The sequence below is a fragment of the Corynebacterium nuruki S6-4 genome (assembly GCF_007970465.1).
Classification (GTDB): Bacteria; Actinomycetota; Actinomycetes; order Mycobacteriales; family Mycobacteriaceae; genus Corynebacterium; species Corynebacterium nuruki.
The window spans coordinates 1,225,942-1,241,209 of the sequence record NZ_CP042429.1; the positions used below are offsets into that span (position 1 = coordinate 1,225,942).

Sequence of the window (15,268 nt, forward strand, 5' to 3'; positions counted from 1 at the left end):
CGCCCTTCCAAGCCCATAATGCACATTATTTTGTGCTTTTACTTCACAGAGCGAGCATTCCATGACGTCCACGATCCCCACTCCGCCACCCGAGCAGCGCCGCAAGCTCATTGAGGTCTCCATTCCCCTTGAGAAGATCAATGAGCAGTCCGCCCGGGAGAAGTCGCTGAGATCGGGACATCCGTCCACCTTGCACCAATGGTGGTCACGTAAGCCGACCGCCACCGCACGGGCGGTGCTCTTCGCTCAGATCGTGGACGACCCTGTCTCCCGCCCAGATCTTTTCCCTACCGTCGAGGAACAGGATGCTGAGCGCGAGGAACTGTTCCGGATCATCGAGAACATCTCGAACTGGGACACTGTGAAGAGTGATCCGGAAGGGTGGTTCGACAAGGCCCGGGCGAGGATCATGCTGTACACGGACGGCAATCCTCCAGCGGTCGCCGATCCGTTCGCCGGGGGCGGTTCCATTCCCCTCGAGGCCCAACGTCTGGGACTGGAAGCACATGCCAGTGACGTAAACCCAGTGGCAGTGCTGCTTGAGAAGGCTCTGATCGAGATCCCACCGAAATTCACCGGTCAGCCGCCGGTCCACCCAGGCGCCGCTGAACTACTGAAAGGGCAGGACGCGGATACCTGGCCCGGCGCCACGGGTCTGGCCGAGGATGTGAGTTGGTACGGCGAGTGGATGCTGGAGGAGGCGAAGAAGCACATCGGTCATCTGTACCCTGAGGTCGATCTGGACGGCGGCACGACTGCACCTGCCATCGCCTGGCTGTGGGTCCGGACGGTCACCTGCCCAAACCCCGCCTGTGGAATCGCCGCCCCATTGACGAGTTCCTGGTGGGTGTCGAAGAAGAAGGGCCACGAGGCCTATGTGGTCCCGACCGTAGCAAACAGCACGGTCAGCTACGAGGTCCACCACGGCAGGGAGGGTGGACCCGACAAGAAGTCGGACGGCACCGTCAACGGGCGCACCGGCGCAACCTGCATCGCCTGCGGGTCGTCGATCTCCATGCAGTACATCCGCTCCGAAGGAATGAATCACCGACTCGGCCAGGAAATGATTGCCGTCGTTGCCGCCGGCCACAGACAGAGAATCTACGTCAGCCCCACACCTCCGCAAATAGAATCCGCAGCAATAAATAGGCCATCCAACCTCCCGTCCGGCACAATTTCAGAAAATCCACGCTGGTTCTCCCCGCCCCAGTACGGAATAGAAAATTACTCTGACCTTTTCACCAACCGCCAGGCAACAACACTCACGACACTATGCAGCCTATTGGAGTCTGTTAGCGAAAAAGTCAACAATGACAGCCCCTCCGGCTACGGTATCGAATACGCCTCGGCCATAACGACTTACCTTGCCATTGCAATAAGTAAGCTCACTAACACTTGCGCAATGACAACCACTTGGATGACAGACCGTGGAGCATTTAGGGAAACCTTCTCTAGGCAAGCGCTTCCCATGTCATGGGATTTTGCGGAGTCCAATCCACTAGGCAATCAAGGCGCCAGCTTTCTTGAGAACTTGAGCAAATCCGCTGCCGCCATCACAACTCTTCCTTTGGGCACTGGGACAGCAGACAAAATCAATTCTATCGAAGCTCCACTTACAGGCACTGTCATTTCAACCGACCCCCCGTATTACGACTACATCGGATACTCTGATCTGTCAGATTTTTACTACGTATGGCTCCGCCACGCACTGCGCAACACCTATCCTTCTTTGTTCAACCAGACGCTCTCCCCTAAGTCGACAGAACTTGTCGCTGACCCATATAGGCATCACGGCAAACAGGAAGCCAAGGAGTTTTTCGAACACGGATTCACCAGCTTCTTTAGCCGCGCCCGCCATCAGTCCAACGAAGCCTACCCCACCTCAGTTTATTACGCATTCAAACAGCAGGATTCAAAAACCAAAGAAGGGTCCTCATCAACAGGTTGGGAGACTGTTCTGGAAGGCATAATCCGGTCGGGTTGGCAGATCACTGCGACCTGGCCGATGCGGACTGAAAGTTCTGGTCGAATTCTTGCACGGGGCACCAATGCCATTGCATCCACCATCGCACTCGTCCTGCGTCCTCGCCCAGAAAATGCGCCAAACACGACCCGGCGCGACTTTCTTCGCGAGCTGAAGACCTCCCTGCCTGAGGCGCTGCGTGACCTCCAGCGCGGCGCTGTCGCGCCTGTCGACCTGCCGCAGTCCGCCATCGGCCCGGGCATCGGCCTGTTCTCCAAGTACAGCAGTGTACTCGAAGCAGACGGGCACAAGATGAGTGTCCGCTCCGCCCTCCAGGTCATCAACGAGATCCTCGACGAAGTCCTCAGCGAGCAGGAAGGCGACTACGACGCAGACACCCGCTTCGCACTGTCCTGGTTCCGTAGCTACGGCTTCGGCACCGAGGTCTACGGTAGCGCAGACAGTCTCGCACGCGCCCGGAACACATCTGTCGAGCATCTGCATCGGGCCGGCATCCTCCACAGTGGCCAGGGCAAGGTACGCCTGTACTCCCCCGAGGAACTCCACCAGTTGGACGAGGAAAGCGACACCATCTACGATCCCTCCACCGACAATGAAGTGAGCGCCTGGGAGACAGTTGTCCACCTCGCCAAGACCCTCGAGTACGGCGACGGAGTGGAGGCCACTGGCCGCTTACTCGCTCGCGTCCAGGACTCCATCGACCGGGATCTCTGCAAGCAGCTCGCTTTCCTACTCTTCCAGATCTCCGAGCAACGTGGCGAAGCGAAAACGGCACTGCTGTTCAACCAGCTCGGTACCGCCTGGAATGACATCGCCCGCGTTGCACGGGACACCCCGGATTACGACCGACAGGGTTCGATGTCCAGTAACGACACCTTGTTCTGACCCCACTCCCACACCACGAAAGGCTGACATGGCCCAGAGCAACCGCGACCGGATCAACGCCGGCTTCGAGATCCTCGCAGACTCCCTCAACCGCTTCCTCACCCGCGTCGTCCACATCGACGACAACTCCAGCTGGATCGACATCCTCGAACTCACCGACACCCAACGCTCCGGAAGCCGAGGCCGCCAGGACTACTCCGCCGAGGATCCACAGTGTTCCCTGCGGTTCATCACCGAGGGCACCACCCACAAGTTCCGTCCCGGATGGCGTCCCCTCAGTGAGAAGCTCACCCGGTCTGAAGAAGCGCTGGCCTCCGAACTACGGGAGACCCGGAACCTCTGGGCCCACAATGCCAAGTTCACTGACGACGACGCCTACCGAGCGCTCGACACAATGTGCCGTCTCGCCACCGCGGTGAAGGACACCAAGGCGGCAGAGAAACTCACCGCTCAGCGCAACGGCGTGCGCATCATCCAGGACCGGAAGGTGGAGGCGCAGACCAGCCATTCGGCGGAGATAAACATCAGCGGCGAGAACCTCCAGCCCTGGCGGGAGATCATCACTCCGCACCCGGACGTCGCCAACGGCACCTTCGATGCCTCCGCGTTCGCCGCAGACCTGCGCACCGTCGCCGGCCTGACAAACAACCACCAGGCTCCCGCCGGTCGACACGCCGTAGCCGCCGACGATTCTGCAGAGACGGTCTCTGCCAGCCCCGAGTACACCGACCCCCAGCTGTTCTTCGAACGCACCTACCTCACCGAGGGCCTGCGTGACCTGCTCACCAAGGCTCTCGGCCGGGTCACCGGAGCCAACGATGCCTCCCCGATCATCAACCTGCAGACCAACTTCGGTGGTGGCAAGACCCACTCCATGCTCGCCGTCTGGCATCTCTTCGGCGGACTGGACATCACCCAACTCCCGCAGGACATGCAGGACCTCCTCGGCGGTACCGAAATCCCCACCGGTGTCCGGCGTGTCGCGCTCGTCGGCACCGACCTCGTCCCCTCAGGAAACATGGCCAAACCGGACGGGACCGTCGTCAACACCATTTGGGGCGAACTCGCCTGGCAGCTCGGCGGCGCCGAAGCCTACGAGATCGTCAAGGACGCTGACCGCACCGCCACCAGCCCCGGAACCAAGCTCCGCGATCTGCTCAATGCCTACGGCCCTGCAGTGATCCTCATCGACGAGTGGGTGGCCTACGCCCGCCAACTCGTCAACCGCACCGACCTCGCGGCCGGCAACCTCTCCACCCAGGCGACCTTCGCCCAGGCCCTGAGCGAAGCGGTCGCCGCTACCCCGCACTGCATGCTGCTGGTCTCCATCCCGGCGTCCAACGAAATGCGCCCCGGCCAGTACATCGACGGGATGCTCGACGACGAGGAGGTCGGTGGTGCCGATGGCCGTGAGGCCCTCACCACCCTCCTGCAGGTCATCAACCGTAAGGCTGAGCAGTGGCGTCCTGCCGAAGCGAACGAGAGCTTCGAGATCGTCCGTCGCCGCATCTTCCAGGAGGTGGACGCGGAGAACCCGGAGAAGATCCGCGTCATCGCCGCCACCATGCGCACTTTCTACACGAAGCATGCCGCAAGTTTCCCGGTGGAGGCCGGCCGTCCCGACTACCAGTCGAAGATCGAACGCTGCTACCCCATCCACCCTGAGCTGTTCGACCGGCTCTACCAGGACTGGGCTGCCCTGCCCCGGTTCCAGCGCACCCGTGGCGTCCTGCGGCTGATGAGCACCATCGTCTCCGCACTGTGGCGCGGTGAAAACAACAGCCCTCTGATTCTGCCTTCCGACGTGCCGGTCGGTACTGCATCGGTGACCAACGAACTCACCCAGTACCTCGATGACAACTGGAAATCCATCATCGCCACCGACGTCGACGGTACGGTCCCCCGCGCCATCGATGACAACAGTCCCCTTCTCGGGTCCCGCCACGTCACCGCCCGGCTGGCCCGGACCGTGTTCCTCGGAAGTGCTCCCCGGGACCGTGGTACCGGTATAGACGAGCGCCGCATCGCTCTCGGCACCGCTGTACCCGGCGACAAGATCGGGAACTTCCACAGTGGACTCACTGCCCTGGCGAACCAGTCGACCCGGTTCTATGAGAACGGCAGTGAGTACTGGTTCGACACCACCGCCAACATCACCAGTGTGGTTCGGGACCGAGCGGAGGCACTGAGTATCGAAGACGTCCACCGCGAGATCGCCGACCGGCTGCGCGTCCACGCGGACACCTGGAACCGCAGGAACAATGCGTCGGTGAAGGTCATCAACTCGCCAGCTTCTAGCGGGGACATCCTCGACAGCGAGGATCTGCGACTGATCATCATCCCACCGTCCGACCCGGTGGACAGCAACGGTGCCCTGGGAGCAGCCGGGGAGTGGGCGCGATCCGCGACCAACAACGTCGGGTTAAAGCCGCGCACCTACAAGAACACTGTCGTCTTCCTCGCTGCCGATGCACGGCGGATCGAGTCGCTCGGCGACGGTGTACGGCAGTACCTGGCGTGGAGCAGTGTCCGGGATGACGCTGACACCCTCGACCTCACCGTCTCAACGATCAACCAGGCGAAGGCGCAGGCGGAGAAGCTGAACCATACCGTCGACGACCGGCTCGCCGACAGCTACCAGTGGGTCATCGAGCCCGGGGTCTCCACGGACTCCACCGAGGGATTCGTCTCCCTCACCCAGGAGAAGATCACTGGCGGGTCCGACACAATCCAACGCGTAGTGGACAAATTGCAGCAGTCCGAGGCGTTCGTCAACCAGCTTGCCCCGGCCCGGATCGCCATGGAACTGGAGAAGAACACCAACCGCGCCTGGGCGACGCAAGGACACTACAGCCTCGGCGATCTGTGGGCCATGTACCCGCGCTACCTCTACATGCAGCGGGTGCTCAACCGCCGGGTCATCGAAGAGGGGATCCGAAACGACGGCGGCACCTTCAACCTGGACGACCGGCCGTTCGCCCTGGCGGACGGCCTGGCCGAAGCCGACGGTGGCATCCACTACGAACACCTGCGTTGGCCCGAGGGAGATTCCGGACTGCCCGGTGGTGCCCTCCCTGATTCCCTGCTGATCGTGCACCCGGATGCGGCACGCTCACAGTTCCGGCGGGAGGAAGCGGAGCGCCGGGAGCGGGAGGCTTCCGAAGCTGCCAGGACGGCCGCTGCCATCGCGGGTACCGGAAACGGCACCGGATTCGGTGTGGATCCTGCTACCGGGGTGTCCAATGGAACTGGAACCGATAGCGATGATGTGGACGCCGGTGCAGGCGGTGCTGCAGAAGAATCCCGGGGCACCGACCCCGTCCAGCGGCCGGTCGAGGACAAGAAGACCCGGTTCACTGCAACATTCCGCCTGCCTGTCGCCGGCGGTGTGGCTCGGTACTCCATGATCGACGACGAGATCCTCCACCACCTGAAGTCCCTGGAGTCCTCCGGTGGAGCCGTGACCATCACCCTCGACGTCGAGGCTACGTCCGCCAAAGGCTTCGATGGCCAGACCTGCACCATGATCGATGGCAGCCTCGCCGAGATGAAGGATGCCGAGGGATCGTTCGAGTAGAAGCACTTTTGTCTTCAAATTCAGGACTGCAAGCACTAGTAACCGTCAGCGACAGACATTTTTAGTAAAGGGGCTCTTCGTCTTTCAGAGTGCGTCAACTACTCCGCGCAGCCCTCCCGAGTGGATCAGGGACCTCAAGATGTAGTGGTCCAGGTTCCTGAACCCCAGGGCGATGCCGCGTAGGTGCTCCAGTCGTCCGTTGATCGCTTCGACCGGCCCGTTGGATGCGCCGGTGTCGAAGTACGCCAGGATCGCCGCCCGCTTACGCCACAGGGTTCTCCCCAACGTCGCCAACTCCTTCAACCCCTTCGGCACCCCGGACCTGATCCGTTTGATGGCTCTTCCGGATCGGGAGTGCGTAGCGGGGATGAAGCAAGGCGGATGAGGGACCACAACATGTAGGGGGTTGGGGCCGGGAACGTAGAAGGACCCTGCAGTGACAGGATGAAGGTGTCTAATCAACAACCTCGTCAACCACAGGATCCATGCCCAACCCTACCGTCACCTCCGCTTCTGCCCCGAACCTCGTCGCCGACACCATCTGCCGCACAGCCGAGTTGGGCCTGTCGATCGACAACGCCGCCGACGCCGGCGAGGTCACCCACCTGTTCTGCCACCCCACCGCCATCGACGCTGCATGCCCTGGTTGCCACGAGGTCGGGACACTGCGCGATCACGTCGAACGACGGCTGACCGACCTCCCGATCGTTGGACATCCGTGTGTGCTGCACGTGAGTGTGCCGCGTTACGCCTGCGACAACCCACGCTGCCAGGGCAGCATCTTCCGGGCTGGACTTCCCCGAGCTGCTGGTCGCAAGCAGTCGGTGACCCGGCGGGTGACCCGGTGGATCCTGCAACGCATGGCCATCGACAATATGAGTGTCAAAGCCTGCGCCCGCGCGTTGGGTATCGGCTGGGACAAGACCAATGATCTTGCCGTTGCCGCATGTCGGCACCTGGCCTACGGGGACCCGAACCGTCTCAAACACGTCCGGGTCCTCGGGGTGGACGAACACAAGTGGAAGCACGTCCGCGGTGACGGCTCCCCGGGATTCGTCACCGTGATCTGTGACCTCACCGGGGTCGTGAACGGTACCGGCCCGGCACGCCTGTTGGACATGGTGCCGGGCAGGTCAGCTGACGCGTTGGGCGACTGGCTGGCCGATCGGGACCAGAACTTCCGCGACACCGTCAAGATCACCACGATGGACGGGTTCACCGGCTACGCCACCGCCGCCGAGAAGCACCTCGCCCACGCGCGGACGGTGATGGACCCGTTCCACGTGGTCCACCTGGCAGCGGGCAAGCTCGATGACTGCCGACGGCGGGTGCAGAACGATACGCTGGGCCACCGGGGCAGGAAAGGCGATCCGCTGTACGGCATTCGCCGCACGATGCTGACCCGGATCTCCCTGGTGACCCCGAAACGCGGTGAGCGACTCGATGAGGTGCTCACCGCTGATGAGCATGTGGCGGTCCAGGTCACGTGGCGCTACTACCAGGAGATGATCGCCGCCTACGGTGAGGACCAGCCTCGTGAAGGAAAGAAGCGGATGTTCAAGGTGATGAAAGCACTGGACAAGAAAGTGCCCGATGAGCTCAAGGAGCTGCGCAGTCTGGGCCGGACGTTGAACAAGCGCAGGAAGGACATCCTGGCGTTCTTCGACACCCGGGCATCCAACGGTCCTGTCGAGGCCTTAAATGGCAGGCTCGAGCACCTGCGGGGCATCGCGTTGGGGTTCCGGAACAAGGCCAACTACATCTTGCGGTCACTGATCCACTCGGGTGGACTCCGGGGCGCAATCAACGCACTCTGAAACCGGAAGAGCCGCTTATGCGGCGAAGACCGGTCTCACGGCACCGGTCCCCGCACCCGACCCTGACCTCGCGCCGATCCCCGTACCCGGCTCCGTCGGTCAGCGCCCGACCACGGGCACCACACGCTTCGCGTACGAGCCCTGGGAGGTCGTCACCGCCGGCGGCCCGGAAGTCATCGACGCCCTGCCGAAGAAGGACGCCAAGATGCAGGTACGCGCCGTCGCCGCCGAGATCGCCGAATTCGAGGGGCCGGTCAGCCTCGACCGGCTGGTCACCCTCACCGTCCGCTCCTTCGGCATGAACCGGTGCGGGGCGAAGAAGAAGCAGCAGATCGCCCGGCAGCTGCGTCAGCTCGACCTCACCGTCGACGCCGACGACGTCGTCTGGCCCAGCGACATCGACCCGGCCACCTGGCGCGAATTCCGGCCCACCGGCGCCGACCATGCCGGGGACCGCGACATCACGGACATCAGCCCGGTGGAGATCGCCAACGCCTGGCGCGCCGTCGCCGCGCGGCGTCCGGACGCCGGACGGGAGGAGCTGCAGCGCGCGGTCCTGCAGGTCTTCGGCCGGAAGAAGCTGACCCGCGGCATCACCGCGCACCTCGCCCTCGCCGAAGCGCTGCTGTAGCTGAGCACTCCGGGTGTGCGTCGACTGGTTGGCCGGGCCGGCCGATTCCACCCCCTGGTGACGCACCCGGGCCGCCCTGCCACCCGGCCCGGCCGGCGTCCTACCGCCGCGCGAGCGCCTGCAGGTCCACCCCGCGCAGCCGGGCGAACTCCGCCGTCGACCCGGTGACCAGCACCTCGACCTCCCGCAGTTCCGCCACCGAGGACGCCCCCAGCAGCGCCAGCAGCGTCCGGACCTGCGACAGCCACGCCTCGATCTCCGCGATCAGGGCGTCCAGCCCCGCACTCATCAGCACGTGCAGGAAGTGCCCGGAGACCCCCACCGCCGAAGCCCCCAGGGCCAGCGCCCGGACGACGTCCAGCGGCGACTGCACGCCACCGGAGGCCAGCACCTGCACCTGCGGTGCGGGGTCGGACGCCGAATCCCGGTGCAGCGTGTCCAGCAGACATTCCGCCGCGGTCTGCCCCCAGCCGGACAGGTAGGCGAACTCCTGCCGGTCGCGCCGCCGGTTCTCGATGTCGATGAAGTTCGTGCCGCCGCGGCCGCTGACGTCGATGACGTGCACGCCCTGCTCCGCCACCGCGGCGATGCTGGCCCGGCCGAGTCCGAAACCGACCTCCTTGACGACGACCGGGACGTCCACCCCGGCGACGATCTCGCCGATCCGGTCCGGCCAGCCGCGGAAGTCACGGTCGCCTTCGGGCATGACGAGTTCCTGGGCGGGGTTGACGTGGATCTGCAGGGCGTCGGCGGACAGGAAGCCGATCGCGTCCTGTGCCTGGGCGACCGTCATCTCGGGACTGACGTTGGCGAACAGGAAGGCCTCGGGCGCCACGTCACGCACCACGGCGAAGGAGTGCGCCAGGGTGGGGTCCTTGAGCGCGGGGCTGGCCGACCCGGTGGCCATCGCCACGCCGGTCGCGGCGGCGGCGCGGGCGAGGTCGGCGTTGATCAGCGCGGTCTTCTCCGAGCCGCCGGTCATGGCGTTGATGAAGAACGGTGCGGTCCAAGGGCGTCCGCACACGGTCGTGGACAGGTCCACGTCGTCGACCGCGAGTCCGGGGAAGGACCGGTGGAGGAAGCGGATGTCGTCCCACACCCCGGCCGGGGCGTGTTCCCCGCGCAGTTCCTCGGCCAGTGCCACGTGCTCGTCCTTGCGGCTGCCGCCGCGGGCGTCGCGTGAGATCGCCATGTCAGTCCTCCCCGTCGGGCCGGTGCTCGTGCAGATTGAGCACCCGGATGTCCGCGCGTTCCCACACCGCGAGCAGGTCGTCGATGCGGGCGTCCTCGCTAATGAGCACGATGCCGCAGTCCCCGCCGCCGGCGCCGGAGGTCTTCGCGGCGCCGCCGTGGACCTCGGCGGTCTCGATGAGGCGCCGCAGCTGCGGGGTCTCGATGGTGGTGCCGGTGTGCTCCCCGAGGCCGTGGAGCAGTTCCCGGTTCCGGCGGATGGCGGCCATGATGCCGTCGGTGTCCTCGTGGTCGAGGGCGGCGACGAAGGCTTCGACACACGACCGGGAGCCGTCGAGGAAGCCGGCGTAGGTCCACCCGGCGTCGCCGGACTTGTTGGACTGGACGTCGTCGACCAGCCGCGAGGTGGAGGCCGGCGACCCGGTCCACCCGACGAGCAGCCGGAGGTGGTCCGGCGGCACCACGCGGCGCACCGACAGTCCCGGCCAGTCGGCGGCGACGAGGTCCATCAGCGGGCGGTGTTCCCGCTCCTCCCGCGCCCAGTCGCGGTCGAAGGAGGTGTAGGCGATCCAGCCGCCGAACACGGACGCCGCGACGTCCCCGCCGGAGCCGGAGCGCTGCACCCCGATGCTGGCCAGCAGGGCGAGCTTGAGCTGCGCCATGCGGTCCAGCCCCAGCTGGTAGTGGGTGCACAGGGCCCGCACCGTCGCCACGGTCACCGCGGCGGAGGACCCGAGGCCGAACTTGCGGCCCGAGTCGTCGTCGAGCTCGCTGGTGATGTCGAGGTCGTAGACCTGCAGCTCCACCCCGAGCGCGACCGCGGCCTCCTCGACGACGCGCACGGCGGCGAGGACGAAGCTGAACTGGTCCCGGTCGGGTTCGATGAGCATGTCACTGCCCTGCCGGTACCACTCGAGCCGGCTGCCCGCGTTCTGGTCGGTGGTGATGTGGCCGGTGTCGGCGGCCGCCGGGCTGACCCGCACGGTGATGTACCGGTCGACGGCGATGAGCACCGCCGGGTAGCCGGTCTCGACGACGGCATATTCACCGGCGATGTAGAGCTTGCCGGGGGCGCGGACCTCGGTGATCATGCGGTCGCCTCCCGGGTGACGGTCAGGCCGGGGCCGGCGTAGGCGACGACGGTCCCCAGCCCGGGGGCGGACGCCGCCAGCCGGTCGCGCAGCCACGCGTCGACCTCCACGGCCCGCTCGGCACTGGTGAGCACCTTGACGTTGGGGCCGGCGTCCATCGTCGCCCAGGCCGGCAGGCCGGCCTCCCGGGCGTCCCGCACGGCCTGCAGGGCGGCCCGGCTGGCGTCGGTGAGGTAGTCGACCGGCGGCACCGCCGACCGCATCGTGGCGTGCATCCCGGCGGCGTTGGTCTCGGCGACCGCCCCGAGGCGCGGCAGGTCACCGGCCTCGACGGCCGCCAGGGCCTCGGCGAGGTGCCCGGCGTGCGCGTCGACCCAGGGCCGGTAGTCCGGGGAGGTCTGCACCGTCCGCCGCATGCCCTCGCGGGAGGAGACGGACTTCTCGCCGGCGTCGAGGACGAGCACGACCATCGCGAGCCGCCCGGCCAGGCCGGTGGGGTCGGCCACCGGTTCGGCGTAGGAGCTCTCGTCGTCGGTCCCGGCGTGCCACACGGCCAGGCCGCCGAAGACGGACCGGGACGCCGACCCGGAGCCGCGCCGTGCCAGCCGGGACAGCTCCCGGTCGGACAGGTCCAGGCCGGCGGCCGCGGCGGCGGCACCGGCGAGGGCGGCGAACCCGGAGGCGGAGCTGGCGAGGCCGGCGGCGGTCGGCACGGTGTTCACCGAGGTGACCTCGGCGGCCAGGTCGATGCCCGCCCGCTGACGCACCAGGTCGAGCAGGGCGACGATGCGGGCCATGGCCTTGCCGGTCACCGGTTCCCCGTCGAGGGTGGCGGTGTCCGCGGCCACGGCGCCGAAACGCACGGTCGTCGTCGTGTACAGCGCGTCGAGGGTCAGTGACAGGCTCGGGGTGACCGGGATGATGAGGTCGTCGTCGGCCTTGCCCCAGTACTTGATCAGGGCGATGTTGGCGTGTGCGGTGGCGGTCGCGGCGGGCAGTCCCCGCGCCGGGGTCACCGGGCGCCCTCGCCGGCGAAGGTGCCGGGCTGCGGGGCGTGGACCCAGGTGGCGCGCGCGCCGGCGAGCACGAGGGCCTCCTCGATGCGGTGGGCGGAGTCCTCGTCCTCGGCGAGGGCGATGACGCACCCGCCGCGTCCCCCGCCGGTCAGCTTGGCGCCGAGGGCACCGGCACCGACGGCGGCGGTGACCATCGCGTCGAGCCGGTCGTCGCTGACGCCCAGCCCGGCGAGCAGGTGGTGCGCCTCGGTCATCCGGGCACCCATGTCGGCGATGTCGCCGACGCGCATGTCGTCGACGACCTCCCCGGTGATCGCCCCGAGCCGGTCGAGGACGACGGTGGTCGCCGCCGGGTCGGCGTCGTAGCGGGAGCGGACGTGGGTGACGGTCTCCAGGGTGCTGCCCTCCTCACCGGAGTCGGCGATGACGATCCACGCGTCGAGCGCGTAGTCGAGGTCGGTGGGCTGCCCGGCCTCGAAGTGCACCGGGGTGTCCGCGGAGGTGGCGACGGCGTCCAGTCCGGAGGGGCGGCCGTGGGCGACGGTCTCGGCCTGCTGGGTGAGTTCGAAGATCTCCTGCCGGGTGGCGGGGACGTCGAAGGCGTCGAGCACGCCGCGGATCACCGCACCGGCGGCGGCGGCCGAGGAGCCGAGGCCGCGCTCGGGCGGGAAGTCGGAGTGGGTGGCGATGTGGAGGCCGGCGTCCGGGTGCCCGGCGAAGGCCGAGGCGACCTCGGCGGCGCGGGCGATGCTGGCGAAGCGGGCGGGGGCGACCTGCAGGCGTCCGGTCCAGCCGAGCCCGCTGAGTGTGCTCTCCTGCGCCGTCCCGCCGGTGGGTGTGACGTCGGCGGTCATGCGCAGTGACGTCAGCGGCAGGGCGATGGCGGGGTGCCCGTAGACGACGGCATGCTCCCCGAACAGGATGATCTTGGCCACGGTCTGGCCGTACCCGGTGTGCGGTTCCACATAAACCTTTCTACAGGACGATCTGGACGGTCCAGGGCGAAAGCGTACAACGTCGTCGACTGTGTCACCTACCCGGTGGGGTCTCCGGTGGGGTCGGGGACGGGTCACGGAATATGCTCGACCCTGACGTTTCCCGGCATGTCCCCCAATCCCCCGAGGAGTTTTACGCCCATGAGTATCCAGGCGCCGGCCGCCGACACCCGGCCCGTCCATCCCGTCGACCAGGTCCCGCCGCCCGGCAAGCTCGCGGTGCTCTCCGTCCAGCATCTGCTGGCCTTCTACGCCGGCGCGGTCGTCGTCCCGCTGCTCATCGCCGGGCAGCTGCACCTGGATGCGACGACGACGATCCACCTCATCAACGCCGACCTGTTCACCTGCGGTATCGCGACCCTGATCCAGTCGGTCGGCTTCTGGAAGGTGGGGGTTCGCCTGCCGATCATCCAGGGTGTGACGACCACCGCGGTCACCCCGATCGTCGCCATCGGTCTGGCGGTGAACTCCGACGGCGGGGTGGGCGTCCTGCCGGCGATCTACGGGTCGATCATCATCTCGGGCATCTTCACCTTCCTCGCCGCCCCGTATTTCGCGAAGTTCATCCGGTTCTTCCCGCCGGTGGTCATCGGCACGGTGCTGACGACGATGGGCATCACCCTGCTGTCGGTCGCGGCGAACGACTTCGTCAACCAGGCCGAGGGCGTCCCGGCGACGAAGGATCTCGCCTACGCCGGGCTGACGCTGGCGGTCATCATCGTCATCCAGCGGTTCTTCAAGGGCTTCCTCGGGACGCTGGCGATCCTCTTCGGCCTGCTCATCGGCACCGCGGTGGCCTTCGGTTTCGGCGACGCGGGCTTCGACGAGCTCGGCTCCTCCGACTGGGTGGGCTTCACCACCCCGTTCTACTTCGGGGCGCCGCAGTTCGTGCTCACCGGCGCGATCTCGATGATCATCGTCATGCTCATCACCATGGTCGAGTCCACCGGCGACGTCTTCGCCGCCGGGGAGATCGTCGGACGCCGCACCACGAAGGAGGACATCGCCCGCGCGCTGCGTGCCGACGGCCTGTCCACGACCCTCGGTGGCGTGCTGAACTCCTTCCCCTACACCTGCTTCGCGCAGAACGTCGGCCTGGTGCGGCTGACCCGGGTGCGGTCGCGCTGGGTGCCGGCCGCCGCGGGCGTCCTCATGATCGTCGTCGGGCTGATCCCCAAGGCCGGGGCGATCGTCGCGGCGATCCCCTCCCCGGTGCTCGGTGCGGCGAGTATCGCGCTGTTCGCCAATGTGGCGCTGGTCGGTATCCAGACACTCGGCAAGGTCGACCTGTCCGACAACCGCAATGCGACGATCCTCACCATCTCGATGGGGCTGGGCATGCTGGTGACGTTCAAGCCGGGGATCGCCGAGGTGTTCCCGGACTGGGCACAGGTGTTCTTCGCCTCGGGTGTGACGACCGGGTCGATCGCGGCGATCCTGCTCAACCTGCTGTTCTTCCATGTCGGACGCCGCCGCTCCCCCGATGTCACCCGTGATGCGGCGGGCCGTACCGTCACTCTCGCCGACGTCAACGCGATGGACGCCGCGACCTTCGTCCGCACCTTCGCCCCGCTGTTCAACAATGCGACGTGGCCGCTGGAGCGCGCCCACGCCGCCGGCCCGTTCGACTCGGTCCAGGACCTGCGGGACGCCGTGCAGGACGCCGTCCTCACCGCCCCGCGGGACCGGCAGGACGCCCTGATCCGCGACTATCCGTCGATGGCGGACCTCCTGCTCGACGAGGACGCCCGGAAGCGCGAATCCGGGTTCGCCGGCTCTCTGGCGCTCGAGGAGATGGACGACATGGACGACGTGGAGCAGGAGCAGCTGCGCGATCTGTCGGCGCAGTACCGGAAGCGGTTCGGGATGCCGTTCGTCGCCTGCCTGGGCCGGATGGACTCCCGCAGCCAGATCGTCAGTGAGGGGCTGCGCCGGCTGGAGAACTCACCGGAGCAGGAGCACGTGCAGCTGCTGGGTGAGGTCGTGGAGATCGCCAACGACCGGTTCAGCAACCTCATCGCGGACGCCACCCCGGTCGCGTCCGCGTGGCTGGCGAAGTTCGACCACCTCGCCGACTGACG

The 15,268-nt window shown here is 66.6% G+C and carries 9 protein-coding genes and 1 pseudogene; 5 read left to right on the plus strand and 5 right to left on the minus strand.

Annotated features, from left to right (window positions below; all coding sequences use genetic code 11):
* Nucleotides 1–61 precede the first annotated feature (61 nt).
* Together FSW06_RS05465 and FSW06_RS05470 are read left to right on the plus strand one after the other, a co-directional pair.
* Nucleotides 62–2,869, plus strand: a complete 2,808-nt coding sequence (locus FSW06_RS05465) for a DUF1156 domain-containing protein (protein ID WP_040430679.1) — start codon at nucleotides 62–64, stop codon at nucleotides 2,867–2,869.
* Between the two features lie 28 nt (nucleotides 2,870–2,897).
* Nucleotides 2,898–6,446, plus strand: coding sequence for a DUF499 domain-containing protein (locus tag FSW06_RS05470; RefSeq protein WP_010121755.1), 3,549 nt, complete (start codon nucleotides 2,898–2,900; stop codon nucleotides 6,444–6,446).
* Between the two features lie 84 nt (nucleotides 6,447–6,530).
* On the opposite strand, the pseudogene FSW06_RS05475 reads toward FSW06_RS05470, so the two are convergent.
* Nucleotides 6,531–6,767 (minus strand): annotated as a pseudogene (locus FSW06_RS05475) (transposase); the annotation flags it as partial.
* 164 nt (nucleotides 6,768–6,931) lie between these two features.
* Between FSW06_RS05475 and FSW06_RS05480 the strand changes: the two are divergent.
* Complete coding sequence (locus FSW06_RS05480) at nucleotides 6,932–8,263, plus strand: ISL3 family transposase (protein WP_029450384.1); 1,332 nt, start codon at nucleotides 6,932–6,934, stop codon at nucleotides 8,261–8,263.
* On the plus strand, nucleotides 8,232–8,894 hold the full coding sequence (locus FSW06_RS14470) for a DUF3320 domain-containing protein (RefSeq protein WP_170233718.1): 663 nt from the start codon (nucleotides 8,232–8,234) through the stop codon (nucleotides 8,892–8,894). Before FSW06_RS05480 ends, FSW06_RS14470 begins: the two co-directional genes overlap by 32 nt.
* Before the next feature lie 100 nt (nucleotides 8,895–8,994).
* Here FSW06_RS14470 and fni read toward each other — a convergent pair whose 3' ends face one another.
* From fni to mvk, 4 genes are read right to left on the minus strand one after another with little or no spacing between them, the layout of a single operon-like run.
* The gene (gene fni, locus FSW06_RS05490) at nucleotides 8,995–10,086 is read right to left on the minus strand and encodes a type 2 isopentenyl-diphosphate Delta-isomerase (protein ID WP_010121760.1); all 1,092 of its coding nucleotides are present in this window, start codon (nucleotides 10,084–10,086) and stop codon (nucleotides 8,995–8,997) included.
* A 1-nt stretch (nucleotide 10,087) separates the two neighbouring features.
* A complete protein-coding gene (locus FSW06_RS05495) occupies nucleotides 10,088–11,176 on the minus strand; it encodes a phosphomevalonate kinase (RefSeq protein WP_010121761.1) in 1,089 nt (362 codons plus the stop codon).
* Nucleotides 11,173–12,192 carry a diphosphomevalonate decarboxylase gene (mvaD, locus tag FSW06_RS05500; RefSeq protein WP_010121763.1) on the minus strand — a complete coding sequence of 340 codons (1,020 nt, stop codon included), beginning with the start codon at nucleotides 12,190–12,192 and terminating at the stop codon, nucleotides 11,173–11,175. The genes FSW06_RS05495 and mvaD overlap by 4 nt, the downstream gene beginning before the upstream one ends.
* Nucleotides 12,189–13,157 (minus strand): mevalonate kinase, encoded by a 969-nt coding sequence (gene mvk / locus FSW06_RS05505; RefSeq protein WP_010121765.1) that lies wholly within the window; start codon nucleotides 13,155–13,157, stop codon nucleotides 12,189–12,191. Before mvk ends, mvaD begins: the two co-directional genes overlap by 4 nt.
* Before the next feature lie 171 nt (nucleotides 13,158–13,328).
* Between mvk and FSW06_RS05510 the strand changes: the two genes are divergently transcribed.
* On the plus strand, nucleotides 13,329–15,266 hold the full coding sequence (locus FSW06_RS05510) for a solute carrier family 23 protein (RefSeq protein WP_010121767.1): 1,938 nt from the start codon (nucleotides 13,329–13,331) through the stop codon (nucleotides 15,264–15,266).
* Nucleotides 15,267–15,268 lie beyond the last annotated feature (2 nt).